The sequence below is a fragment of the Actinomycetes bacterium genome, from assembly GCA_036000965.1.
In the GTDB taxonomy this organism is placed as follows: Bacteria; Actinomycetota; CALGFH01; order CALGFH01; family CALGFH01; genus DASYUT01.
Genome location: DASYUT010000186.1, coordinates 14,935 through 38,050 on the forward strand (window position 1 = coordinate 14,935; position 23,116 = coordinate 38,050).

The following is a 23,116-nucleotide window of genomic DNA, read 5'->3' on the forward strand; positions in this document are numbered from 1 at the left end:
GGTGAGATCTTGGAGGCTACCGAGGAGGAGCAGGTCGGCTCCGTCGCGATGCCCCTCGGGGCCTTGAGCGTGCGGGTCCCGGCTGTTCTGGGATGCGGGTAGCCCGCTGCGACGACAGAGCCTGGCCACGATGAGTGAGAGGAGTTCATGTGGAGATCGACCTCCTGGACGATGAACTTCTCACTCTAAGTGGCCGAGACCTTAGGTATGAGCACGCAGGGAGCCGCTCCGGCACCGGCACGAAGCGACCGGCAGGTGGTCGAGGACCAGCTCGTGCGCGACCACCTGCCGCTGGTCCAGCACGCCGTGGCGGAGGTGGCCAGCCGGATCCCCCGGCACGTCTGCCGGGACGACCTCGAGTCGGCCGCCATGCTCGGCCTCGCGCAGGCGGCCCGCACCTACGACCCGACCCGCGGCATCGCCTTCGAGCGCCACGCCGGGAACCGCGTCCGGGGCGCCCTGCTCGATGCGCTGCGCGACTCGGACTGGGCCAGCCGGTCGGTCCGGTCCCGCGCCCGCCAGATGCAGCGAGCCGCCGACGACCTGGCCGTACGGCTCGGCCGTACCCCGAGCGTGCCCGAGGTCGCGGCCGAGCTCGGCATCGAGCCCGGGAGCGTGCACAAGCTGCTCGAGGACGTGCACCGGGCGACCGTCCTCAACTACGACTCGATCGCGGCCGAGGGCGACGCCGAGGGGCTGCTCCCGGCCGACGGCGAAACCCCCGACCAAGTGCTGCTCGACCGCGAGCGCCTCGCCTACCTGGCCGACGCCGTGGTCGCCCTGCCCGAGCGGCTCCGCCTTGTGGTGACCGCCTACTTCCTCGAGGAGCGGCCGGTGCTGGAGATCGCGGCCGAGCTCGGCGTGACCGAGTCGCGCGTCTCCCAGCTCCGCTCGGAGGCGCTCGTGCTGCTCAAGGACGGCTTGAACGCTCACCTCGACCCGGGCACGCTGCCCCCCGAGCCGCAGCCGGGCGGCCGGGTCGCGCGGCGAAAGGCCGCCTACTACGCGGCGGTCGCCGCCGGCTCCGACTACCGGACCCGCCTCGACGCGGCGCCCCCGCCCCTGCTCAGGCGGGCCGGCGAGGCGGTCGCGGGGGGGTGCACCTCGGCTTGAGCGCCGGATTTGGTAATGTCTGGGATCGTTCCTGTCGAACTTCCCGTATCAGACCCGAACGTGCATTCCTGAGTGGCTAAAACGTTCTAGACTCCGGCATCAGTACGGCTCTGCAGCGCCATCGGATCGGCCCGTGGCGGAGCCGGGTCTCTCCGTACCAGCTTGCCTGTTCTACGTAGCTTTGTCGTTGAATGCTGTGTTCCAAGAGGTATGCTCCATTCGCTCCATTGAAGCAGGGTCTGAGAGGTGATGGCGATGACGGACCCGATGCTGGTTCGGCGGTTGGCGCTCGACCTTCGCAACCTTTCCAACAAGATGCTGTCGCTCCGCGGGACCGTCGAGGACTATCGCCATGACCTCGTCCGCAGCGCGGAGGACGGAGTCAGTGACGACCAGGAGCTGCTCGCCCTCCAGCGCCAGATCCAGGAGCTGTGGGAGGCGATGGACCGGGCCGAGAGCACCTTGCGGCGAGCCTCCCGCGTGATCTCGCCCCTGCTCTGGCTCGAGTAGCCGACCTTTCCGCTGACTGGCTCGTTTGCCTGCGGGCATCCGTCGGCCCCGAGCCCGGGAGGCACCCATGACCGGGCAGGAGGCACCCATGACCGGGCAGGGGCACCCATGACCGAACGGGAGGCACCCATGACCGAACGGGAGCACCCATGACCGAACGGGAGGCACCCATGACCGAGCGGGATCCGCAGGTCATGGGAGCGACTGTGCTGGTCACTGGGGGTACCGGTGGCCTCGGCAGGGCGGTGACCGAGGTGTTCCTGACCCGTGGCTGGCGGGTGGTGGCCCCCCACCGACCCGGGCGCGAGCTCGATGGGCCGGGGGAGCGCGAGCGGCTCCTGCTGGTGGACGCCGACCTGCTCGACCCCGGCGGGGTGGGGCGTGCGGTCGAAGCCGCCGCCTCGGACGAGCGGGCGCCCCTCCGGGCCGTGGTCAACCTGGTCGGCGGGTACGCGGGCGGCACGCCGCTGCACGAGACGCCGCCCGAGGAGTTCGAGCGCATGCTCACCCTCAACCTGCGGCCTACCTTCCTGGTCACCCGGGCCAGCATTCCCCACCTGCTCGCCGGGGGCGGCGGCGCGATCGTCTGCGTCTCCTCCCGCGCGGCCGTACGGCCCTTCGGCCGCGCGGCCGGCTACGTGACCGCCAAGGCCGCGGTGCTCGCGTTCGCCCAGGCGGTCGCGGCCGAGTACCGCGGCCAGGGGATCCGCTGCAACGCGGTGCTGCCAAGCGTGATCGACACACCCGCCAACCGGGCCGACCAGCCCGACGCCGACCATTCCCGCTGGGTGGCGCCTGCCGAGGTCGCGCGCGTCATCCACTTCTTCTGCGTGGACGAGTCCCGGCCGACCAGCGGCGCCGCCATCCCCGTCTACGGCCTGGCGTAGCGACCCGGCCGGCCGTACCCGGGCCCGGTGCCGAGGTGGCCGCCGGGGGTCCGGCCGCCGCCACCTGACCGGCGGCTGGTTCCCTCAGATCGGGCCGGGGGATGCCGACTGAAGGGTTGCGGCGGCACGCCGCCAGGACCCGGAGGACGGACACCGATGATCGTCGTGACACGCTTCCACGGGTCGGCGATGGCCTTGAACTGCGACCTGATCGAGCGCGCGGAAGCGACCCCGGACACGGTCGTGACCCTGGTCGACGGGCGCAGGTACGTCATCCAGGAGAGCGTCGACGAGGTCGTCCAGAAGGTGCGCGAGTTCCGGGCCTCCGTGGTCGTGCTGGCCCACCACCTCGACCTGGCGCCGGCCGCGTGCCCGCCTGGGCAACAGCGAGGCGGGCACGGGCCGGCGCTGCACGCGGTGCCCGACCCCGACGCCTGAGCGCGGCTCACACCGTGCGCAGGGCGTCCGTGGGCGACATGCGGGCCGCCCGCATGGCCGGGTAGAGGCCGGCCACGGCGCCGATCACGAGGGCGGCGGCCAGGCCGAGGGTCATGCCCAGGGCGGGCACCACCACCGTCCAGGAGCGGCTGGCGGCGTAGCCACCCGTGACGAGCGCCCCGGCCGCGACGCCGGCGAGGCCGCCGAGCAGCGACAGCAGCAGCGCCTCGGCCAGGAACTGCACGCCGACGTGGCGCCGGGTCGCACCCAGGGCGCGGCGCAGCCCGATCTCGGAGCGCCGCTCGAGCACCGAGATCACCATCACGTTGGCGATGCCGACCCCGCCGACGAGCAGCGCGACCGCGCCCAGCCCGAGCAGCAGCGAGGTGAACGCGGTGTTGGCCGCGGCCCGGGCCGCGAGCGCGTCCGACGGCCGGCTCACCTGCACCTCGTTGGGGTTCTCGGGGTTGACGGTGGCGGCCAGGACGTCGCGCACCGCCTCGACCGAGTCCGGGTCGGAACGCACGTAGACCGTGCCCGGCGAGCCGTCGAAGCCGAGCAGCGACTCCGCCACCGGGAAGCCGACCAGCGCGGCCCGGTCGATCTCGGGCGCGAGGGCGACCGGGTCGAGGACGCCGACGACCGTGAACCAGCGGCCCCCCAGCCAGACCTGGGCGCCCACCCGGTCGATGCCGAGCCGCTCGGCCGTCTTGGCCCCGAGCACGACCGCCGGGTAGCGTGCGGTCGCGCCGTTCAGGAAGGCGCCTCTGGCGACCGTGCCGCCGAGCGAGTCGAGCAGGTGCGTGTCGGCCGCGAGCACACTGATCCCGCCGGTCTCGGCCTTCGGGATCTTGTCGGTGCGGCGCACGCTGGCGTCGACGTTCCCGGTCGCGGCGACGCCCTGCACCGGGTTGACCCGCCCGACCATGCCGACCGACTCCTTGGGCAGCTTGGCGTCGTCGCCCCCGAAGGTCTGCCCTGGCCTGACCGTGAGCAGGTTGGTGCCGAGCCGGTCGAGCTGGGCGAGCAGGTCGGCCCTGCTCGACTCCGAGATGCCGAGCACCGCCACCATGGCGGCGATGCCGATGGCGATGCCGAGCGCGGACAGCGCCGCCCGCAGCCTGCGGGTGCGCAGGCCGATGCTGCCGACGCTCACGAGGTCGCGCGGGTGCAGGCGGCTCGCGGCCGGGCTCCCCCTGGACGTGCGGATCATCGCTTCACCTCCTGCCGACACTCAACCTGGAAGCTCATTGCCAGCCCGACCACCCGGCTGGACGCGTGGATCATCGTCCCGCCTCCTGCCGGGGAGCCGGGCTGGGCGCCGGGCCGCTGTCGTGCTCGATGCGCCCGTCCCGGAGGTCCACCCGCCGCGGCAGCCGCTCGGCGATGTCGCGGTCGTGGGTGATGACCGCGACCGTGGTGCCGTCGGCGTTCAGCTCCTCGAGCAGGGCAACGACCTCCGCGCCGCTGGCCGAGTCGAGGTTGCCGGTCGGCTCGTCGGCGAGCACGACGGCCGGGCGATTCACGACCGCCCTGGCGATCGCCACCCGCTGGCGCTCGCCGCCCGACAGCTTCGCCGGGTGGTGGCCGAGCCGGTGCCCGAGGCCGACCCGCCCCAGGGCCAGGGTGGCCAGGCGCCGGCGCTCGCCCGGCGCCAGGCCCGTGTAGAGCAGCCCGGTGGCCACGTTGTCGAGCGCGGTCATGCCGTCGAGCAGGAAGAACTGCTGGAACACGAAGCCGATGCTGCGCGCCCGGAGGGACGAGAGCTGGCGGTCGGACAGCCCCTGCACGTCGTGCCCTGCGATCGCCACCGTGCCCGAGCTCGGCCGGTCGAGGGTGCCCAGGATGTGGAGCAGGGTCGACTTCCCCGACCCGGACGGCCCGACGATCGCCAGCATCTCGCCCGCGGCCACGGTGAGGCTGACGCCCCGCAACACCTCCAGCTCGGGCGGCCCCGGGTACCGCTTCACCACGTCCCACAGCTCGACCACCCGCGCCTGGCGCCCCTCCCCCCCGGGCACCGTCTGGGACGCGCCCGCCTCCGTCTGGCGCCCCTCCCCCCCGGGCACCGTCTGGGACGCGCCCGCCCGCATCATTGGGGCACCACGACCTGCATGCCCTCAGCGAGGCCGGTGCCGCTGACCTCGACGAGGCCGTCGGCGAAGGTGCCCAGGCGCACCCCGAGCAGGCGCCGGGCGCCGCCTTCGTCCACCTCGACCGCGTAGCCGCCCTCGCTGAGGGCGAGCAGCGCGTTCACGGGCACGGCGAGCACGCCCTTGCGGGTCTGGGTGGTGATCCGTACGTCGACCGGGGCCTTGTCCAGGTCGGGGGCGTCCGAGGGGCGGTCGAGGGAGACGGTCACCGCGACCGTTGCCGACCCGTCGGAGCCGCCGCCACCGGCGCCCGAGCCGTCGTCGCTCGCAGTCGCCACCTTGCCGACCTTGACCACCTTGCCGGTGGTCGTCCGGCCGTCGGGCAGGTCGACGTCGACCGCGTCCCCGGCCTTCACGTAGGCCTGCCTGGTCGCGTCGAGGTCGACGGTGACCTGCTTGCTCGTGGAGGTGACCTCCATCACCTGCCCGCCGGGCCCGACCGAGGCGCCCAGGCTCGTCTTGAGGCTGCCGACCCGTACCGGGCCGGAGGCCAGCACGACGTCCCCCGGGTCGAACGTGCCCGTCTGCTCGAGCCCCTGCGCCTTCTGCCAGCGCTTCACGGCCGCCCTGGTGGCCGCGGTGAAGTGCTGGTCCACGGTCATCTCGTGGTCGGGGTCGTGGCCGAGGGCGGCCAGGTTCCGCTCGAGCTGGGCGACGTCCGGCCCGTCGTCGACGCCGCTGGAGAGTGCCCGCCAGAACGGGATCCTGCCGTAGAACAGGGGGACCGGCTCGTTGTCGACCCGGTAGAGGTTCTGCCCGCGCTTCCGCACCCTACCCTCGGCAGCCAGGCCGGTGACGGTGCCCTGGCGGCCGGTGAGGACCGTCTGGGCATCGCCGTAGCCGAGCGTGCCGCTCACCGCCTCCTGGGCCTTGAGGTCGCGCTTGACCACGGCCGCGGTCGTGGTGGACCTGGGCTGGCCCGCGGCATCCGCGCCGCCGTCGCCCGAGCCCCGGCGCGCGGCCACCCAGGCCACCGCCGCGGCCACCACCACGACGGCCAGCGCGAGCGCGGCCAGCCGGCGAGCGGCCCGGCCCCGGCGGGGCGCGGCCGGCCGGCCGCCCCCTTGGCCGGCGGGGCCGTGGCCGTCGAGCACGGGCGGCTCGGACGGCAGGCGGGCGTCGACGTCGGCGGGCGCGGTCCGGGTGTCGAGCGCCCCGGCCTCGCCGCCCGTGCGCGCACCCGAGTCGGCGGTCCCGCCGGCGCTCACCGGGTGCCTCCGGTGTCCTCGGCCTTCGCGGCGAGCTTGGGCATGAGCGACTGGCAAGCCTGCTCGGCCTCCTTGAACTTCGACGAGTCGGGGCCGGCGGCCTTGCCGTCCTGGACCACCAGCCCGCCGTCGGGCGACGGGTCGGGCATGTCGATGCCGTGCTCCCGCATGCACCTGGCGAACTTCAGCATCTGGTCCTGCATCTTCGGGTCGGGCTGGCGCGGCCCCTCGCCGCCGTTCTGGAGGTGCTGCTGGCACGCCTGGTGGGCGGTCTTCAGCTTGTTGGGGTCGGCCGGCTTGCCGCCCCGCTCGCCGACCTCCATCTTCATGAGGCCGTTACCGTCGACCTTCGGGTCGGGCATGTCGATCCCGTGCTGGCGCATGCACTTGGCGAAGTCGATGGCGCTCTGCTGGGCGTCCTTCTTCTCGCCCGCCTTCGTGCCGGTGTCGGGCTGCTTGGCTTTGCTCGCCTGGCTGAGGCTCGCGACCCCGCTGCCCTTGTCGCCGTCACCGGCGCAGCCGGTCGCAGCGAGGGCAAGCAGCGCGGCGGCGAGCACCGCGACGACGGCCACCCGGCCCCGGCCGCTCCGGCCCCAGCCGACCCGGCCCCGGCCGACCCGGCCCCGGCCAGGCGGCCAGCGGTTCGTCCCTGTCTTCATCCTGCGGGTCTCCTCGCTCCGGGGTGCGCCGGTCGCACCCGCCGCCGGCAGTCAACGCCAGGTGCCGTAACGCCTCCGTCTCGTGAATGCCTTATGCAGTCGTTACGAGCCGAGGAGCACCGTTGCAGGGCCGGTCGCCGCCGGCCCTGCCCCCCGGCACGTGCGGCGGCGACCGGTCCAACCCAGCGCGAGGCCGGGAACGAGCGAGGGGAAGGAGCGGTCCGGGTGCGCGTGCTCGTCGTGGAGGACGAGGTCGTGCTGGCCGATGCCGTCGCGCGTGGGCTCAGGCACGAGGGGATGGCGGTGGACGTCAGCCTCGACGGCGCCGACGCGCTCGAGAAGACGACGCTCAACCGCTACGACGTGGTCGTGCTCGACCGGGACCTGCCCAAGGTGCACGGCGACGAGGTCTGCCGGAAGCTCACCGCGGGCGCGCCAACGGCCCGCGTGCTCATGCTGACCGCGGCCGGGTCGGTCGACGACCGGGTCGACGGCCTCACCATCGGGGCCGACGACTACCTCGGCAAGCCGTTCGCGTTCAGCGAGCTGGTGGCCAGGGTCCGGGCACTGGCCAGGCGCACCGGGGAGGCGCTCCCGCCGGTGCTCGAACGGTACGACGTGCGGCTCGACCCGGCCAGGCGGGAGGCCACCCGGGACGGCCACTTCCTGCACCTGACCAGGAAGGAGTTCGGGGTCCTCGAGGTGCTGCTGGCGGCCGGCGGCGCCGTGGTGAGCGCCGAGGACCTGCTTGAGCGGGTCTGGGACGAGCACACCGACCCCTTCACCAACACCGTGCGGGTCACCGTGATGAACCTGCGCCGCAAGCTCGGCCGGCCCCAGCTCATCGAGACGGTCATCGGCGTGGGGTACCGGCTGTGACGCCGCCGCCCGGCCTCGAGCGCGCGTGGCCGGCCCGTCTCACGCAGGCCTGGCCCGCCGTGCGGGTCACGTTCCGTCCCAGCGTGCGGCTGCGGCTCACCCTCCTCTACGGGGGGCTGTTCCTGGCCGCCGGGGCCGGGCTGCTCGCCCTGACCTACACGATCGTACGGGCCAACTTCACGCCCCTGCCCCGGCAGATCGCGTTCCAGGCCGAGCAGTCCTCGCCGGGCACGTCCGCGGAAGGTGTGGTCCAGTTCCTGCCGTCGGCCCTCGGGGAGAAGGTCACCCCCGACGGCCGCCCGCTGGCCGAGGCGCTGAAAGAGCTCCAGCAGCAGGCTCAGGTGGCCGCGGAGCGGCGGCTGCTGTACGGGTCCGGGGTGGCCCTGGCCTGCATGGCGCTCGTGTCAGTGGGGCTCGGCTGGGTGGTGGCCGGGCGGGTGCTCCGGCCCCTGCAGGAGATCACCGCCACGGCCAAGCGGCTCTCCGGCCAGAACCTGCACGAGCGGATCGACCTGGACCGTCCCGGGGACGAGCTGAAGGAGCTGGCCGACACCTTCGACGCGATGCTCGAGCGCTTGGACGCCGCCTTCGAGAGCCAGCGCCGGTTCGTGGCCAACGCCTCCCACGAGCTGCGCACCCCCCTCACCATCGCCCGCACCGAGGTCGACGTGGCCCTGGCCAACCCCAAGTCGACCCCGGCCGAGCTGTGGGCCATGGCCGAGCGGGTGCGCGACGCGACCGCCCGCAGCGAGCGCCTGATCGAGAGCCTGCTCACCCTGGCCCGCAGCGAGCGCGAGCTGCGGGCCAGGGACGCGGCCGACCTCGCCGAGGCCGCCGGCGACGCGCTCTCCCTGGCCCGGCGCGACGCCGGGCCGCTCGGGATCGAGGTCACCACCCATCTCGCGCCCGCACCGGTGGCCGGCGACCGGGTCCTGCTCGACCGTCTGGTCGCCAACCTGGTCGAGAACGCCGTGCGCCACAACCAGCCCGGCGGCTGGCTCGAGGTCGCCACCGGAAGGGAGCGGAGCGCCTGGCCGGGCTCCCGGGGCGCGGCGTTCGTGCAGGTCGCCAACGGGGGCGTGCCCATCCCCACGGAGCAGGTGACCTCGTTGTTCGAGCCGTTCCAGCGGCTGACCGGCCGCACCGCCTCGGCCGACGGCGCCGGCCTCGGCCTGTCGATCGTCCGCTCGGTCGCCAAGGCCCACGGTGGGGAGGCGCTGGCTCGCGCCCTCCCGCACGGCGGCCTCGAGGTGACCGTGCGCCTGCCCGCCTCGGGCTGACCCCAGAATCCGGGAAGCTCCTGGCAGCAGAATCCAGGAAGCTCCTGGCAGCAGGCCCGACCCCGTAACCAGGAAGCCCCTGGCAGCAGACCCGACCCCGGATCAGGAAGCCCCTGGCAGCAGAGCTGACCCCTGGATCCAGGAACCTCCTGGCAGCGGGCCTGCCGCCCACGGCGTGGCCTTGTCGATCAGGGCCGGAACCCCTACGTTGAGGTTCGAGGCCCGCGGGGCCGGGCTGCCCGGGCCCGCCTCCTGGCCCGAAGGGAAGCGTGCACCAGTGGCCGACGAGGTCGCGATCGTCACAGGGGGAGGCCGCGGGATCGGGGCGGCCGTGGCCCGGCGGCTCGGGCGTGACGGTTTCGCCGTGGTGGTGGCCGACTCGGGCGCGGCCCTTGACGGCAGCGGCACCGACCCGGAGCCGGCCGCCCGCGTGGCCGGGAAGATCGGCGCGGAGGGCGGCACCGCGCGGGCGCTGCCCGTGGACGTCACCGACCCCTCGGGCGTGGAGGCGATCGCGGTCGCAGCCGCCGAGCTGGGCCGGGCCGCCGCGCTGGTCCACGCGGCCGGCAACCTGGCCGACCGCTCGCTGGCCAAGCTCACGCCCCAGGCGTGGCGCTCGGTGCTTGCGGTGCACCTGGACGCCGCGTTCGCGTGCGTGCGGGCCGTGTGGCCGGCGCTCAAGGAATCGGGCCGGGGCCGCGTGGTGCTGGTCGGCGGGGCGGCCGGCCTGGTGGGCGCGGTCGGCCAGGCCAACTACGCGACGGCCAAGGCCGGGCTGCTCGGCCTCATGCGCGTGCTCGCCCTGGAGGGGGCCAGGTCCGGGGTCACCGCCAACCTCGTGCTGCCGTTCGCCTACACCCGCATGACCGAGTCGATCCCGCCGGCCACGCCCAGGCTCGAGGCCTACCTGCGCGACGCCCACCGCGCCAGGCCCGAGGACGCCGCCCCGCTGCTGGCCTGGCTCTGCTCGCCCGACGGCGGCCGGGTCACCGGGCAGGTGCTCGGCATCCGCGGCGGCGAGCTGCTCGTCTGGTCGCAGCCGCGGCCGGTCGCCCGGCTCGTGGCCGAGGGCGGCTGGACCCGGGAGACGCTCGACAGCCTGGCCGAGCCGCCGCTGGCCGCGCACTTCACCCCGCTCGAGGACGAGTTCGACCTGTTCGGCGGCCCGCCCGTGCCGGTGCGTTCCCTTGACGACACGACCGGTACGTTCCCTTGACGACACGACCGCCGCGCCCCTGATGACACGACCGCCGGCCGCGCCCCCCGACGACACGACCGCCGCGGTCCCCGCGACACGACCGCCGCGACCCTGACGATACGAAAGGATCCAGGCGATGGGCACGACCGACGTGGCCAGCCCGTTCCAGGGCATGGTCACCGGGCCCGACGAGGCCAGGCAGCTCCCTGCCGAGTACATCACCGCGGTCGGCAAGGTGATCCTCAGCCACTGCCGCAACGAGCTGGCCGGGGCCGAGCTGTTCGACGAGCCCGCCATCGCCCTGGCCGGGCAGCCCAACGAGAAGTACCTGGCTTGCCGCATCGCCATGGAGGAGTACGGCCACCACCTCAAGTTCACCGCCCTGGCCCGGGCCCTGGGCCTGCCCGAGCAGGAGGGGGCCAGGCACCTGTCGATCTTCGACCTGCCCATGACGAACTGGACCGACTTCCTGGTCATCAAGGGGCTGGCCGACCTGGCTGAGGTCGTGCAGATGGAGGACCTGCTGGCCTGCACCTACACCCCGCTGCGGGACCTGGCCGCGGCGCTGATGCCCGAGGAGCGGTTCCACACCAGCTTCGGGCAGTCCCGGCTGCGGCAGGCGGTCAAGACCGAGGCGGGCCGGGCCGAGGTGCAGGCGTCGATCGACCGGATCTTCCCGGGGCTGCCGGCGTTCTTCGGGCGCTCCAAGTCGGCCAACAACCAGCTGTTCCGGCGCTGGGGAGTCAAGCAGCGGACCAACGACGAGGTGCGCGCGGACTGGCTGGAGCGCTCCCGGGCGTTCGTCGAGGGCGACCTCGGGTTGCGGCTGCCCGAGGTCGCGACCACCTACCCGGCCGAGAACTGAGCATCCGCACCGATTGGGGCGGGGGCTCAGGAGCCGGAGGCGGCCGCCCCCGCTGGACAGGAGTTCACCATGACCGAGCACGTCGATCCCGCGCTCCTCGCCGGCGGCGACAACAGCGCGCTGGAGCACTTCTACGCCGAGTTGCACGCCGAGCACCTGGAAGCCCTCTGGCGGATCAACGCCAAGATCATGCCGTTCGAGCCCAGGCCGCGGCCCAAGGCGTGGCTGTGGCGCTTCGACAGCCTGGCCCGCCTGGCCGAGCAGGCCGGCAAGCTGGTGCCGATCCACCGGGGTGGGGACCGGCGGGTGCTCGGCTGCATGAACCCGGGCCTGCCCGGCGTCTACGGCGCGACCGCGACGCTCTGGGCGGCGGTGCAGTACCTCGGCCCGCGCGAGTCCGCGCCCGGCCACCGCCACAGCCCCTCGGCGCTGCGGTTCGTGGTCGAGGGCACCGGGGCGTGGACGACCGTGGACGGCGACCGCTGCAACATGGCAGCCGGCGACCTGGTGCTCACCCCCTCCTACACCTGGCACGACCACCAGAACGAGTCCGACCAGCCGATGATGTGGTTCGACGGGCTCGACCTGCCCCTGGCCGGCTACCTGGACGCCGTGTTCTTCGAGCTCTACCCGGTCGACGAGCTGCAGCCGGTCCTCGACCGGCACGGCTCGGCGCGCGCCTTCGGCTCCCCCGGCCTGCTGCCGGCAGCGGCGGTCCTGCCCCCGGTCGCGGCCGGCCAGGGCGCGGCCGAGCCGCCCGTGGGCACCCGGCCGGCGCCCCGCTCGCCGCTGCTCCACTACCCGTGGGCGGCGACCGCGGCCGCGCTCGGCGCGCGCCGGGACGACCCCGGCGACCCCTTCGACGACGTGCTGCTGCGCTTCACCAACCCGCGCACGGGCGGGCCGGTGCTGCCCACCATCGCCGCCACCGTGCAGCTGCTGCGGGCCGGCACCCGCACGCGCGCCCACCGGCACGTCCACTCCACCGTCTACCAGGTGTTCCGTGGCAAGGGCGAGACCGTGATCGACGGGGTGCGGTTCTCCTGGCGGCGAGGCGACATCCTGGCGCTGCCGCCCTGGGCCGTGCACGAGCACCACGCTCCCGGCGGCGACGCGATCCTGTTCGCCATCACCGACGAGCCGGTGCTGGAGGCGCTCGGCCTCGAGCGGGTCCTGCCCGTGGACGGGCCTCAAGCGGTCACAGGCGACTTCTGACCGGCGTGGGCGCCGTCAACCAGGTCCAGCGGGCGGCGTGGCTGGCCCAGGCCGAGCGGCACCAGCTCGACCTCGACCGGCCCTCCGGTCCACGCTTCTGGTCGGAGCGCCTGGAGACCATGTCCCCGGACGAGCTCCGCGCGGTGCAGGACGCCAAGCTGCGCGCGGCCGTGCGCTTCGCCTACGAGTGCGTGCCGTTCTACCGCCGCAGGCTCGACCGGGCCGGCATCGACCCGGGCGACGTCCGCTCGGTCGACGACCTCGCCCACCTGCCGGTCACCACCAGGCAGGAGATGGCCGAGGACGTGGCGGCCCACCCGCCGTGGGGCACCTACACCTCGGTGGACGACGCCGTCTGGGCCGAGCGCGGCTGGCAGGTCTTTGCCACCTCGGGCACCACCGGCCTGCCCCGGGTGTTCCGCTACACCGCGTTCGACCGCGTCGCCTGGTCGTGGATCGGCGCCCGGGCCATGTGGGCGATGGGCTTCCGGCCCGGCCGGGACTCGGCCATGCTCGCCTTCGGCTACGGGCCGCACGTGTGGCTCTGGGGCGTGCACTACGCCCTGAACCGCATGGGCGTGCCGATCGTGACCGCGGGCGGGCTCGACACCCGCACGCGGGCCCGCTTCATCGACAGCTACCGGCCGACGGTCCTGGCCTGCACGCCCTCGTACGCCTTGTACCTTGCCGCGGTGGCCGAGGAGCTCGGCATCGACCCGGCCTCCACCTCGGTCCGCTTCCTGTTCTGCGCCGGCGAGCCGGGCATCAGCGTGCCGTCCACCCGCGCCAGGCTCGAGGCCCGCTGGGGCGCGGAGCTGCACGAGTTCTACGGCTGCACCGAGGCGGCGCCCTCGGCCGGCGCCCACACCTGCGCCGCCGTGGCCCAGCTCGGGCCAGGCGCCGAGCCGGGCCTGCACCTGTCCGAGGACACCCACCTGTGGGAGGTGGTCGACCCGGTCACCCACGCCCCGGTACCCGACGGGGAGCGGGGCGTCTCGGTGGTGACCAGCCTGCACTCGGAGGCGTCACCGCAGCTGCGCTTCCTGGTCGGCGACTGGACCCGGCTGGTCCGCGACCGCTGCGCCTGCGACCGCACCTCGGCCCGGGCCCTGGGCGGCTTCGCCGGCCGGGCCGACGACATGCTCAACGTGCGGGGCGTGACCCTGTTCCCGAGCGCGGTCGAGGACGCGGTGCGCCGGGTGCCCGAGGTCGGCGAGGAGTTCGAGGTGGTCGTCGACCGCCGACGCGACCTCGACGTGCTGACCGTGCGCGTCGAGGTCCGCCGCGACGTCGACGCCCGCCGCCACCCCGCCGTCGCCCGCCTGGTCGAAAGCGAGATCGTCTCCCGCTGCGAGCTCCGCCCGGTGGTGGAGGTCCTCCCCCACGGCGTCCTTCCCCGCACCGAACGCAAGGCCCGCCGGGTCCGTGACCTCCGGGAGTGACCTACCGGTCGTAGTGCCGGCTGCAGGTCAGCATGAGCTTCCGGCCTGGCAGGCGCGCGAACGTCATGCGGAGCGCAGCAGAGGCTGAGGCCGACCAGTTCCCGGCCAGGTCGCCGAGGCGCTGGCGCTACGCTGGGTCTGAACGACGGTCCCGGGGCTCGCTCAGGCCCCGGCCGCCGCCTGCCTGGCCAGGCGGGTCACCTCGGCGTGGAGGGTGTCCACGTACAGCTCGTGCTCGGGCTTCATCAGCACGCTGCGCAGGACGCGGGCGGCCGGGGCGTCGGGGACGAGGTCGGGGTCGCGCTGGCGCAGGCGCGCGGCCGGCATCCGCAGCGTCGACAGGAACACCGGGGACGGGTCGGTCATGGCGGCCCGGAGCAGCCGGGCCGAGGCGGCGTCGACCGCGGTGCACGACCGCTCCCGGGTGGCCGGGTAGAAGGTGACGATGTCAAGCTGCGGGTCGTTGCCGAGCAGCAGCTCGTCGCTGGCGTCGATGCGGGCGGCCCAGGCCCGGGCGGCCAGGGCCCCGGCGGCCAGCACCGGCCCGAGGCCCTTGCCGGCCCGCAGCGGGAGCACCCGCAGGGTGAGCCAGAGCGCCCCGGCGGCCGCCCCGGCCCGCGAGCACTCCAGGCTGATCTCGCCCAGGTGCAGCTCGTCGGAGGTGAAATAGGTGTAGGGCGAGTCGTGCTTGTAGAGCCGGCCCACGGACGCGTCCCGGAACAGCACCGCCCCACACCCGTAGGGCTGCAGGCCGTGCTTGTGCGGGTCGACCACCACCGAGTCGCACTCGGCGACGGCCCGCAGCGCCCGGGCCGCGGGCGCACCGATCACCCTGCCCTCCTCGCCGGCCCAGGCCAGCAGCGCGTAGAAGCCGCCGTAGGCGGCGTCGACGTGGAGGCGGCAGCCGTAGCGGTCGCGCAGGGCGAGCACCTCGTCGACCGGGTCGACCGCGCCCAGGCCGGTCGTGCCGGTGGTGAGCACGACCGTGCCCACGGAGCCGGTCTCAAGCACCCGCTCGAGGGCGTCGGCGTCCATCCGGCCCGACCCGTCGGCCGGCACCTTGACCGTGTCGACCCCGAGCACGCCGCACATCCGCTCGTGGGTGTAGTGGGCCTCCTCGCTGAAGGCGACCGCCTTGCCCGGGTGGAGCTGCCTGGCCACCCAGAGGGCCTCGAGGTTGGCGATCGTGCCGCTCGAGGTGAGGTGGCCGAGCGCGCCGGCCGGGAGCCGGAACATCGCCGCCAGGTCGGCCACGACCTCCTTCTCCATCGCGCCGGTGGCCGGGCCGCCGTCGAGGGCGTGGTTGTTGGGGTTGATGAGCATCGCGGCCAGGTAGCCGGCCACGGCCACCGGGTGCGCGGGCTTCAGCATCTGCCCGGCGTACCTGGGGTGGAAGAACGGGTAGTTGTCCTCGAGCCGCCGGGTGTACTCCTCCCAGGCGGCGCCCAGGCGGGCGGCGTCGACGGCCAGGGCGGGATGGCGCTCGAAGGACTCGAAGCTCCCCTCCCACGACTCCCCGAACCGGAGCGCGGCGGCCACCGCGTCGTTCAGGTCCATGCGCCGCGGAGTGTCGTTCAGGTCCATGCGCCGCGAGGTCAGGAGCGGGCCTCGGCCAGCCAGTCGGCCAGGGTGCGGCCGGCCAGGCGCTCGTAGGCCTCGCGGTACCTGGCCGCGGTGCCCGCGATCACGTCGGGGGGCAGGGGCGGTCCGGGCGGGGTCTTGTCCCACGGCTGGACCTCGAGCCAGTCGCGCACGTACTGCTTGTCGAACGAGGGCGGCGACTGCCCCGGCTCCCAGGCCCCGGCCGGCCAGAAGCGCGACGAGTCGGGGGTGAGCACCTCGTCGGCCAGCACCACCTCGCCGTCGGCCAGGCCGAACTCGAGCTTGGTGTCGGCCAGCAGGATGCCCCGGCGGGCTGCGTGCTCGGCCCCGCGCCGGTAGACCTCGACGGTGAGCTGGTGGAGCCGGCTGGTCAGCTCGGCGCCGACCAGCGCGGCCATGCGGGCCTCCGAGATGTTCTCGTCGTGGCCGGTGACCGCCTTGGTCGCCGGGGTGAACAGCGGGCTGGGCAGCCGCTCGGACTCGCGCAGGCCCGTGGGGAGCGGGATGCCGCAGACGGTGCCACCCGCCTGGTAGTCCTTCCAGCCCGACCCGGCCAGGTAGCCGCGGGCCACGCACTCGATCGGGACCATCTCGAGCTGTCGCACCAGCATCGCCCGGCCGGCCAGGTGCCTCGCGCCGGGGGGCAGCTCGGAGGCGCGCCAGCCGACCAGGTGGTTGCCGACCAGGTCGGCGAGCTGCTCGAGCCAGAACTGGGTGAGCGCGGTGAGCACCACCCCCTTGCCGGGCACCGGGTCGTCGAGCACGACGTCGAACGCGGAGATGCGGTCGGAGGCGACCAGCAGCAGGTGGCCGGCGTCGGCCTCGTAGAGGTCGCGCACCTTGCCGGAGGCGAGGTGGCGAAGGCCGTCAGGCTCGAGGGCGGTGCTCATGGCGCTCCTCCTTTGAATGCCTGGTCCTGGGTGCGCCCGCCCTGGTCCCGGATCGCCTCCAGACGGTCGAAGATGGGGTCGGCGTGGGCGACGAACCGGGCCGGGTCGAGGGCCGCGTCGAGGGCCGCTCCGCTCTCCCCGGCTCCGGTCTCCCCGAACGCGTCTGCAACGCCCGCCTCGGCGAGCAGCAGGTCGCGGAACCCGCCCTTGCCCTCCCAGGCCGCCATCGCCGCCCGCTGCACCGCGGCGTACGCGTCCTCCCTGGTCCAGCCCTTGTCGACCAGGGCGAGCAAGGCGGCCGAGGAGCCGGCCAGCCCGCCGGACGCCTCGAGGTTGGCGCGCATGCGCTCTGGGAACACCCGCAGGCCGGCCACCAGCCAGGCTGCCCGTTCCAGGCCGTAGTCGAGCACGCAGCAGGCGTCCGGGAGCACCACCCGCTCCACCGAGGAGTGGGAGATGTCACGCTCGTGCCACAGGGCGACGTCCTCGAGCCCGCTCGCGGCGTAGCCGCGGAGCAGCCGGGCCACGCCGGTGAGGCGCTCGGCCACGACCGGGTTGCGCTTGTGGGGCATGGCCGACGAGCCCTTCTGGCCCTCCGCGAACGGCTCCTCCACCTCCCGGACCTCGGTGCGCTGCAGGTGCCGGACCTCGACCGCGAGCCGCTCCAGGTTCGCCCCGGCGACCGCCAGGACGGCGAGCAGCTCGGCGTGGCGGTCGCGCGCCACCACCTGGGTCGGTGCCGGCTCCGGACGGAGCCCCAGGTCGGCCAGGACCTCGGCCTCCACGTCGGGTGGCAGGTTCGAGTAGGTTCCGACCGCCCCGGAGACCGTCCCCACCGCGACCGCCTCGCGGGCGGCGGCGAGGCGTCGCCGGTCCCGGTCGAAGGCGAACGCGTGCCCGGCCAGCTTCAGCCCGAAGGTGGTCGGCTCGGCGGCCACACCGTGGGTGCGGCCGAGGCAGAGCGTGTCGCGGTGTTCGAGCGCGCGGTCGCGCAGGGCCTCCACCAGCCGGTCGAGCCGGCTCATGAGGAGGTCGCAGGCGCGGGTGAGCTGCAGCCCGAGCGCGGTGTCGAGCAGGTCGGAGGAGGTCATGCCGTAGTGGACGTGCCTGGCGGCCGGGCCGATGCCCTCGCCGTAGGCGGTGAGGAAGGCCAGGGTGTCGTGGTGGAGCTGGCCGTCGAGCTCGTGGACGCGCTCGGGCGGCGGCGGCGGTGCGAGCTCGACGGCGGCGAGGTCCTCCGCCGGCACCAGCCCGCGGCGGGCCCGGGCCCGCACCACCGCGACCTCGACCTGCGCGAACAGCCGGAACCGCTCGGCCTCGCTCCAGACCGCGCCCATCTCCGGGAGGACGTAGCGAGGGATCACGGCGGACCCTTTCGGGAAGCCCGGGGGGGCCGGGCCGTCGGCGCGCTGAGCTGGTCGTGACAAGCGTAGCCGCCCACGCGGGGCGCTACAGGCGCAGCCCCTCCGAGAGCTGGTGCTTGAAGTCCCGAAGCTGCTTGCGCAGCCCCTGGTCGGCGGTGGCGAGGATCTGTACGGCGAGGATCCCGGCGTTGGCGGCGGCGTCCAGCCCCACGGTGGCCACCGGTACCCCGGACGGCATCTGCACGATCGAGTAGAGGGCGTCCGCGCCGGCCAGGTGCTGGCTGAAGATCGGCAGGCCGATGACGGGCAGGGTGGTGTGGGCGGCGATGACGCCGGGGAGCGCGGCCGACCGGCCGGCCGCGGCGATGACGACCTGGAGGCCCCGGTCCTCGGCGCTGGCCGCGTAGTCGGCGACCCGCCGGGGGCTGCGATGGGCGCTCGCGATCTCGATCTCGTAGTCGACCCCGAACTTCTCGAGCATGACGGCGGCCGCCTTGGCCTTCTCCTCGTCGGAGCTGGAGCCCAGGACGATCCCTACCCGTGGCTGCGGCATTCCCACTCCTCGCGCGGTGCATGGCCGGTCGGCGCATTCTATGCCGGCCCCGCCCGTACCTGGCGACTTGCGGTCGACCGAAGAGCGCGCAGAATACCTTTCGCGCTACTTGATTGTTTCGATCTTGTCGTCTGGCTATGAGGAGGCGGGATGCACCGGCGGGATCTCGGCATCGGAGCGGCCGTGGTGGTGGCCGCCGTCCTGATGGTGACGGCCGGCTTCGAGATCGGGTCCCGGGCCCGCGCCCGCCAGTCGGCCAGCTCGTCCGGGGCGCCTGCCGCAGCGCCGGCCAGCACGGTCGCGGGCACGGACGCGACCTCCGGCACGGACGCAGGCTCCGGCGCGCCGGTCCCCGGCCGGAGCACCACCGGCACGGGCGGGCCGGGCGGGCCAGGGTCGGCCGGGCCCACCGTGGGAGCCCCCGTCCCGGCCTCCGGGCGGCTGCTCGCCGCGCCCCCGGTCCGGGCCAGGGTCGTCGCCCGCAGCGGCGGCCTGGCCTGCGCCCAGCTCCAGGTCCGGGTGACCGGGCTCGTGCCCACGGCGTGCGGCCGGGCGAGCCTGGCCCCGAGCGGGCGGCCGGTCGTCTGGGTGAGCGGTCGCGCCCCCGGCTCGCGGGCCCTGGGCCTCCAGGTCTGGTCGCCCACTGGGAGCGGCACCTGGGAGCGGTCCCTGGCCGCGACCGAGCCGAGGGCGGGCAGGACCTGGGCGGCGATCCGGGTGGCCACGCCCGCGCTGTCGGCGGGCGGCCGGACGCTCCTGGCCCAGTTCCGCTCCCAGGGCCCGGGCGCGCTGCTCGCCTACGACCTGGTCGGCTTCCCAGGCGGTGGCCCGCCGGCCGTGGTCGCCCACCGCGACCACCTGGCCCACGGCACCGTCCGGGTGACGGTGACGGCGACCGGCACCGCCGTCCTGGACGACTACGCGGCCAGGAGCGAGGCTGTCGGGGAGCCGCCTGGCGGCGCCGCCTCGGGCAGGCTCGTCCACACGCGGATCGGCCTGGTCGCCGGCGCCTTCCGGTACCTCGCGCACGACCGGGTGTCCACGCCCGGCCCGTAGCCGCCGGCGACGGGCCGACCGCGACCTGCTCCGGCCGGCCGGGCCGGACCAGGCCACAGGTCAGACAGCCACCCGGCGGACCAGGCTTCGGGTCAGGCAGCCACCCGGGCCGCACCGGCCACGGGGTCAGACAACCACCCGGGCGCACCAGCCACGGGACCAGATGGGCAGCCGGGCCGGACCAGGCCACGGGACCAGGTGGGCAGCCGGGCCGGACCAGGCCACGGGGTCAGATGGGCAGCCGGGCGCGGACCCCGTAGGTGCCATCGAGCCAGGGCCCGGCCCCGGCGGGGGCCGAGGGCCCCGTCCCGGCGGCGCCCGGCCCGGCGGCGGACCGGGGCCGCATCCAGCCCAGGTTCTCGCGCCGGCCCGCCTCGGGATCGACCTCCCAGCTGCCGGCGTCCTCGGTCACCACCAGCTCGAGGTCGTCGACGCCGTAGCGGATCACGAGCTGGGGCCGGACCGGGCCGGCGTGCTTGAGGCAGTTGGTGAGGGCCTCCTGCACGATACGGTAGGCCGACCCGTCCACCTCGGCGGGCAGCGGCCGGGCATCGCCCTCGACCACGACGTCCACTGGCAGCCCGGCCATCTTCACCTCGGTGACCAGGGCTCCGAGCTGGCTCATGGCCGACGGCGAGGCCGGCGGCACCACCACCGGGTCCTCCGGCCGGAGCACGTCGGCGGCCCGGCGCAGCTCGGCGAGGGTCTGCTCGCCGGTCTTCCTGATGAAGTCGATCGCGTCCATGGGCGGTGCGGCGCCGACCGGCAGGGCGCGCTCGGCCACCTTCGCCTGGGCGACGATCATGCTGAGGTTGGCCGTGACCGTCTCGTGCAGCTCCCGGGTGATGCGGGCGCGCTCGTCGGCGACCGCCTCCCGGGCCAGGTAGCCGAGCTCCCGCTCCAGGCGGGCGGCCCGGTCCTCGACCAGCGCGGTGTGGGTCCGCCGGATGCGCAGCTCGGCGCCCATGATCCAGGCCACGGCGAACAGCACCTGCAGCAGCGCGAAGAGCTCGAACCCCATCCGGCCCTGGAAGGTGAGGGCGAGGACGACGCACGCGAACCCAGCAGCCGCGGCGAGCACCGCCCGGGCGTCGTACCTGGAGGCCACCGTGTAGAAGGCGACCAGGGCCCCGAGGTCGGCTCCGGTGAACGGGTAGTGGAGCAGGTGGTAGGCGATGGTCGCGAGCTCGACGACGATGAGCACGGTGAGGGGGCTCCGCCGGCGCCAGGTGATCGGCGTGGTCTGGAACATGACCAGCACCGCGGCCAGCGCCGGGGGGGAGGAGGTGGTGGCAGGGGCCGGCTCGGACTCCACAGCGGCCAGGAGCCCGACCACACCGAGCACGACCAGCGCGAAGGCGAGCAGGCCGTCGGCCAGCAGGGGGTCGATCTCGAACGCGTGCCGGATCGAGAGCCGCGAGCGGCTCAGCGCAGACGCCCCGGCAGAGCGGCTGCCCTCTGCATTCCGGTTCGTGGCAGACCCTTTCTGGCCCAGGACCCACGGCGGCGAGCTCGGTCCGGACCAACTCGGGGATGGAACGATCGGTTCACTCCATGGACACGGTCGGTTCAGTACAGGGACGAAGAGTACAAACATAAGGGATGCCCCGTGCAACTCGTAGGGCGTAAACGGACTCCTGGGTAGGACCGGTCAGATCGGCGAGCAGGCGCCCTCGTCCGGTGGCGACGCCAGCAGGCCGAGTCGCTCCAGGGCCGCGGTGATGTAGGCGTGCTTGGCCTTGGAGAAGGCCACCGAGTTGGTCACCCCGCGGGTCACGATGTCGCGCTTGAGCGTGGCGTACCCGAGCCGCAGGCAGGGATCGGCCCGCAGGGCGTCACGGAAGCCGCGCATCGCTGCCACCTCCGGGCTGGAGGCGGGAACGACGTGGACGTGCACCCGGTACGGCTTGTCGCCGTGGCGGAGGACCCCCTGAAGCATGGGCCGGGTGGGCGGGAACGCCTCGCGGATGGTCTGGCGCTGGAAGCCGATGCCGACCAGGGCGTCGGCGATCTCGGGGATCTCCGCCTCGGGCGCCGGCACCAGCAGGTCGATCGTGCCCTTGCCGGCCATGCCAGGAACCGCCGAGCTGCCGACGTGCTCGACGGCCGTGCCGGGACGGCACGCCGCAATCAGCCCGGCGAGCCGCTCGGCCACGGCCGCAGCCGCCGGGTCGTGCTCGCGGACCTCGACCGGGACGTAGTCGTACTGCTCGATGCAGCGCTCGTCGGCACGCATGCGGAACCCCCCAGCGCCCCCTCTCGGCAGTGCGTCCCCGCGGGTGGCAGGCGGCACCACGTGGGAAATATACCTCAAACACCGACAAACGAATCAAGGGCCCGCATCCGGTCGGACGGGTGGGGCCAGCCCATCTGGCGTGCAGAGGAGAGCCCGGGCGACCGCCCGCGGCTCCTGGGAGCCTGAGCGGCCGCGCAACCCCCTGGAGACCGCCCGCGCCCTCTGGAAGCCTGGGGCCACCCCGCGCCCCTGGAAGCGCCTCGGGCCACCGCGAGCGCCCCGGGCCCCGGACCCCGATCAGCCGCCGGCGACGTCGCGGCGCCAGTGGGCACCCTCGAACCAGATCCGCTCCACCGCCTCGTAGGCCAGGGCCCGGGCTGCCGGGGCGCCGTGGCCGAGCGCGCTGACCGCGAGCACCCGGCCCCCGGCGGTGACCGTCCGTCCCCCGGGGCCCGCGCTGGTCCCGGCGTGGAAGACCTGCACCCCCGGGGCAGGCGCGGAGTCGAGCCCGTGGATCTCGAGGCCGCGACGGTAGGGGCCCGGGTACCCGCCGGAGGCGAGCACGACGGTCACGCAGGCGCGTGGGTCCCACGCGAGCCGGACGCCGGCCAGGCGCCCCGGAGGGCCGGCCGTGGCCCGCAGCAGCCCGGCCAGGTCGCTGGCCAGCCTCGGCACCACCACCTGGGTCTCAGGGTCACCGAAGCGGCAGTTGAACTCGATCACCTTCGGCCCAGTGGCGGTCAGGACCAGCCCGGCGTAGAGCAGGCCCTGGTAGGGGGTGCCGCGGCGGGCCAGCTCGGCCACGGTCGGCTCGAGGATCGTGGTCCGCACCTGGTCGACGAGGGCGTCGGGCACGTCGGCGAGCGGCGAGTAGGCGCCCATGCCACCGGTGTTCGGACCGGTGTCGCCGTCCCCGACCCGCTTGTAGTCGCGGGCGGGCGCGAGGGGGACCACGGTCTTCCCGTCGCTGAGCGCGAACAGGCTCGCCTCCAGCCCGTCGAGGTGCTCCTCCAGCAGGATGCGGGCGCCGGCCTCGCCGTGGACCCCGCCCAGCAGGGCGTCCTCGACCGCGGCCCTGGCCGTGGCGTGGTCGCCGGTGACCGTGACCCCCTTGCCGGCGGCCAGGCCGTCGGCCTTCACCACCCAGGGCGGGCCGAAGTCGTCGAGCGCCTTGACCGCGGCGGACGCGTCGGTGAACGCCTCGGCCGCCGCGGTCGGGACCCCCGCGGATGCCATCACGTCCTTGGCGAACGCCTTGGAGCCCTCGATCCGGGCAGCGGCTGCGGTGGGGCCGAACACGGCCAGGCCCTGCCTGGCGAGCACGTCGGCCACCCCGGCGACCAGCGGCGCCTCCGGGCCGATCACGGTCAGGTCGACCGCCTCGCGAGTGGCCCAGGCGGCCAAGGCGGCGCCGTCGGTGACCGGGACCCCTGGCACGTTCTGGGCCACCGCGGCCGTGCCGGCGTTGCCGGGCACGGCGAACAGCCGCTCGACCTCAGGGCTGGCCGCGAGCGCGGCGAGCAGGGCGTGCTCCCGCCCACCGCCACCGACGACCGCGACGCGCACCG

The 23,116-nt window shown here is 74.5% G+C and carries 22 protein-coding genes; 11 read left to right on the forward strand and 11 right to left on the reverse strand.

The annotated features are described in order from the left end of the window. Nucleotides 1-207 precede the first annotated feature (207 nt). The 4 genes from VG276_17125 (at nt 208) to VG276_17140 (ending at nt 2,948) form a co-directional block, all read left to right on the forward strand. Nucleotides 208-1,113 (forward strand): sigma-70 family RNA polymerase sigma factor, encoded by a 906-nt coding sequence (locus VG276_17125; protein HEV8651055.1) that lies wholly within the window; start codon nt 208-210, stop codon nt 1,111-1,113. 255 nt (nt 1,114-1,368) lie between these two features. Continuing rightward, on the forward strand, nt 1,369-1,623 hold the full coding sequence (locus tag VG276_17130; protein ID HEV8651056.1) for a hypothetical protein: 255 nt from the start codon (nt 1,369-1,371) through the stop codon (nt 1,621-1,623). A 149-nt stretch (nt 1,624-1,772) separates the two neighbouring features. Further along, on the forward strand, nt 1,773-2,510 hold the full coding sequence (locus tag VG276_17135) for an SDR family NAD(P)-dependent oxidoreductase (protein HEV8651057.1): 738 nt from the start codon (nt 1,773-1,775) through the stop codon (nt 2,508-2,510). Nucleotides 2,511-2,666: 156 nt separating this feature from the next. Next, nucleotides 2,667-2,948 (forward strand): flagellar FlbD family protein, encoded by a 282-nt coding sequence (locus tag VG276_17140; protein HEV8651058.1) that lies wholly within the window; start codon nt 2,667-2,669, stop codon nt 2,946-2,948. Between the two features lie 7 nt (nt 2,949-2,955). Here VG276_17140 and VG276_17145 read toward each other — a convergent pair whose 3' ends face one another. The 4 genes from VG276_17145 to VG276_17160 all read right to left on the reverse strand — a co-directional run bounded on the left by VG276_17145 (nt 2,956) and on the right by VG276_17160 (nt 6,968). Then, complete coding sequence (locus VG276_17145) at nt 2,956-4,161, reverse strand: ABC transporter permease (GenBank protein ID HEV8651059.1); 1,206 nt, start codon at nt 4,159-4,161, stop codon at nt 2,956-2,958. A 70-nt stretch (nt 4,162-4,231) separates the two neighbouring features. After that, nucleotides 4,232-5,044, reverse strand: coding sequence for an ABC transporter ATP-binding protein (locus tag VG276_17150; protein HEV8651060.1), 813 nt, complete (start codon nt 5,042-5,044; stop codon nt 4,232-4,234). Continuing rightward, nucleotides 5,041-6,309, reverse strand: coding sequence for a peptidoglycan-binding protein (locus tag VG276_17155; protein HEV8651061.1), 1,269 nt, complete (start codon nt 6,307-6,309; stop codon nt 5,041-5,043). The genes VG276_17150 and VG276_17155 overlap by 4 nt, the downstream gene beginning before the upstream one ends. Then, nucleotides 6,306-6,968 carry a hypothetical protein gene (locus tag VG276_17160; protein HEV8651062.1) on the reverse strand — a complete coding sequence of 221 codons (663 nt, stop codon included), beginning with the start codon at nt 6,966-6,968 and terminating at the stop codon, nt 6,306-6,308. The genes VG276_17155 and VG276_17160 overlap by 4 nt, the downstream gene beginning before the upstream one ends. A gap of 225 nt (nt 6,969-7,193) precedes the next feature. On the opposite strand from VG276_17160, the gene VG276_17165 reads away from it, so the two are divergent. From VG276_17165 to VG276_17190, 6 genes are all read left to right on the forward strand, one after another. Next, a complete protein-coding gene (locus VG276_17165) occupies nt 7,194-7,847 on the forward strand; it encodes a response regulator transcription factor (protein HEV8651063.1) in 654 nt (217 codons plus the stop codon). Nucleotides 7,848-7,906: 59 nt separating this feature from the next. Then, the gene (locus VG276_17170) at nt 7,907-9,127 is read left to right on the forward strand and encodes an ATP-binding protein (GenBank protein HEV8651064.1); all 1,221 of its coding nucleotides are present in this window, start codon (nt 7,907-7,909) and stop codon (nt 9,125-9,127) included. A 277-nt stretch (nt 9,128-9,404) separates the two neighbouring features. Continuing rightward, the gene (locus VG276_17175; GenBank protein HEV8651065.1) at nt 9,405-10,343 is read left to right on the forward strand and encodes an SDR family NAD(P)-dependent oxidoreductase; all 939 of its coding nucleotides are present in this window, start codon (nt 9,405-9,407) and stop codon (nt 10,341-10,343) included. Between the two features lie 118 nt (nt 10,344-10,461). Next, entirely contained in the window at nt 10,462-11,190 is a 729-nt protein-coding gene (locus VG276_17180; GenBank protein ID HEV8651066.1) for a Phenylacetic acid catabolic protein, read from the forward strand. A gap of 69 nt (nt 11,191-11,259) precedes the next feature. Continuing rightward, nucleotides 11,260-12,405: a cupin domain-containing protein gene (locus VG276_17185; protein ID HEV8651067.1), complete on the forward strand. Its 1,146-nt coding sequence runs from the start codon at nt 11,260-11,262 to the stop codon at nt 12,403-12,405. A 5-nt stretch (nt 12,406-12,410) separates the two neighbouring features. Next, nucleotides 12,411-13,847: an AMP-binding protein gene (locus tag VG276_17190; GenBank protein ID HEV8651068.1), complete on the forward strand. Its 1,437-nt coding sequence runs from the start codon at nt 12,411-12,413 to the stop codon at nt 13,845-13,847. A 162-nt stretch (nt 13,848-14,009) separates the two neighbouring features. On the opposite strand, the gene VG276_17195 is transcribed toward VG276_17190, so the two are convergent. The 4 genes from VG276_17195 to purE all read right to left on the reverse strand — a co-directional run bounded on the left by VG276_17195 (nt 14,010) and on the right by purE (nt 18,256). Continuing rightward, complete coding sequence (locus tag VG276_17195; protein HEV8651069.1) at nt 14,010-15,404, reverse strand: aminotransferase class I/II-fold pyridoxal phosphate-dependent enzyme; 1,395 nt, start codon at nt 15,402-15,404, stop codon at nt 14,010-14,012. 38 nt (nt 15,405-15,442) lie between these two features. Further along, the gene (locus VG276_17200) at nt 15,443-16,339 is read right to left on the reverse strand and encodes a phosphoribosylaminoimidazolesuccinocarboxamide synthase (GenBank protein ID HEV8651070.1); all 897 of its coding nucleotides are present in this window, start codon (nt 16,337-16,339) and stop codon (nt 15,443-15,445) included. Further along, complete coding sequence (gene purB, locus VG276_17205) at nt 16,336-17,703, reverse strand: adenylosuccinate lyase (GenBank protein ID HEV8651071.1); 1,368 nt, start codon at nt 17,701-17,703, stop codon at nt 16,336-16,338. Before purB ends, VG276_17200 begins: the two co-directional genes overlap by 4 nt. A gap of 85 nt (nt 17,704-17,788) precedes the next feature. Next, nucleotides 17,789-18,256, reverse strand: coding sequence for a 5-(carboxyamino)imidazole ribonucleotide mutase (gene purE, locus VG276_17210; GenBank protein HEV8651072.1), 468 nt, complete (start codon nt 18,254-18,256; stop codon nt 17,789-17,791). A gap of 150 nt (nt 18,257-18,406) precedes the next feature. On the opposite strand from purE, the gene VG276_17215 reads away from it, so the two are divergent. Further along, nucleotides 18,407-19,312 (forward strand): hypothetical protein, encoded by a 906-nt coding sequence (locus VG276_17215; protein ID HEV8651073.1) that lies wholly within the window; start codon nt 18,407-18,409, stop codon nt 19,310-19,312. 229 nt (nt 19,313-19,541) lie between these two features. On the opposite strand, the gene VG276_17220 is transcribed toward VG276_17215, so the two are convergent. The 3 genes from VG276_17220 to purD form a co-directional block, all read right to left on the reverse strand. Then, on the reverse strand, nt 19,542-20,648 hold the full coding sequence (locus VG276_17220) for a histidine kinase (GenBank protein ID HEV8651074.1): 1,107 nt from the start codon (nt 20,646-20,648) through the stop codon (nt 19,542-19,544). Between the two features lie 315 nt (nt 20,649-20,963). Next, complete coding sequence (locus tag VG276_17225) at nt 20,964-21,548, reverse strand: GrpB family protein (protein HEV8651075.1); 585 nt, start codon at nt 21,546-21,548, stop codon at nt 20,964-20,966. 297 nt (nt 21,549-21,845) lie between these two features. After that, entirely contained in the window at nt 21,846-23,114 is a 1,269-nt protein-coding gene (gene purD / locus VG276_17230) for a phosphoribosylamine--glycine ligase (GenBank protein ID HEV8651076.1), read from the reverse strand. Nucleotides 23,115-23,116 lie beyond the last annotated feature (2 nt).

Excerpts from the sequence above, each read along its gene's own strand:
- VG276_17125 (HEV8651055.1), top strand. The coding sequence starts at position 208 with ATGAGCACGCAGGGAGCCGCTCCGGCACCGGCACGAAGCGACCGGCAG.
- VG276_17130 (HEV8651056.1), top strand. The coding sequence starts at position 1,369 with ATGACGGACCCGATGCTGGTTCGGCGGTTGGCGCTCGACCTTCGCAAC.
- VG276_17135 (HEV8651057.1), top strand. The coding sequence starts at position 1,773 with ATGACCGAACGGGAGGCACCCATGACCGAGCGGGATCCGCAGGTCATG.
- VG276_17140 (HEV8651058.1), top strand. The coding sequence starts at position 2,667 with ATGATCGTCGTGACACGCTTCCACGGGTCGGCGATGGCCTTGAACTGC.
- VG276_17145 (HEV8651059.1), bottom strand. The coding sequence starts at position 4,161 with ATGATCCGCACGTCCAGGGGGAGCCCGGCCGCGAGCCGCCTGCACCCG.
- VG276_17150 (HEV8651060.1), bottom strand. The coding sequence starts at position 5,044 with ATGATGCGGGCGGGCGCGTCCCAGACGGTGCCCGGGGGGGAGGGGCGC.
- VG276_17160 (HEV8651062.1), bottom strand. The coding sequence starts at position 6,968 with ATGAAGACAGGGACGAACCGCTGGCCGCCTGGCCGGGGCCGGGTCGGC.
- VG276_17180 (HEV8651066.1), top strand. The coding sequence starts at position 10,462 with ATGGGCACGACCGACGTGGCCAGCCCGTTCCAGGGCATGGTCACCGGG.
- VG276_17185 (HEV8651067.1), top strand. The coding sequence starts at position 11,260 with ATGACCGAGCACGTCGATCCCGCGCTCCTCGCCGGCGGCGACAACAGC.
- VG276_17195 (HEV8651069.1), bottom strand. The coding sequence starts at position 15,404 with ATGGACCTGAACGACGCGGTGGCCGCCGCGCTCCGGTTCGGGGAGTCG.
- VG276_17200 (HEV8651070.1), bottom strand. The coding sequence starts at position 16,339 with ATGAGCACCGCCCTCGAGCCTGACGGCCTTCGCCACCTCGCCTCCGGC.
- purE (HEV8651072.1), bottom strand. The coding sequence starts at position 18,256 with ATGCCGCAGCCACGGGTAGGGATCGTCCTGGGCTCCAGCTCCGACGAG.
- VG276_17215 (HEV8651073.1), top strand. The coding sequence starts at position 18,407 with ATGCACCGGCGGGATCTCGGCATCGGAGCGGCCGTGGTGGTGGCCGCC.
- VG276_17225 (HEV8651075.1), bottom strand. The coding sequence starts at position 21,548 with ATGCGTGCCGACGAGCGCTGCATCGAGCAGTACGACTACGTCCCGGTC.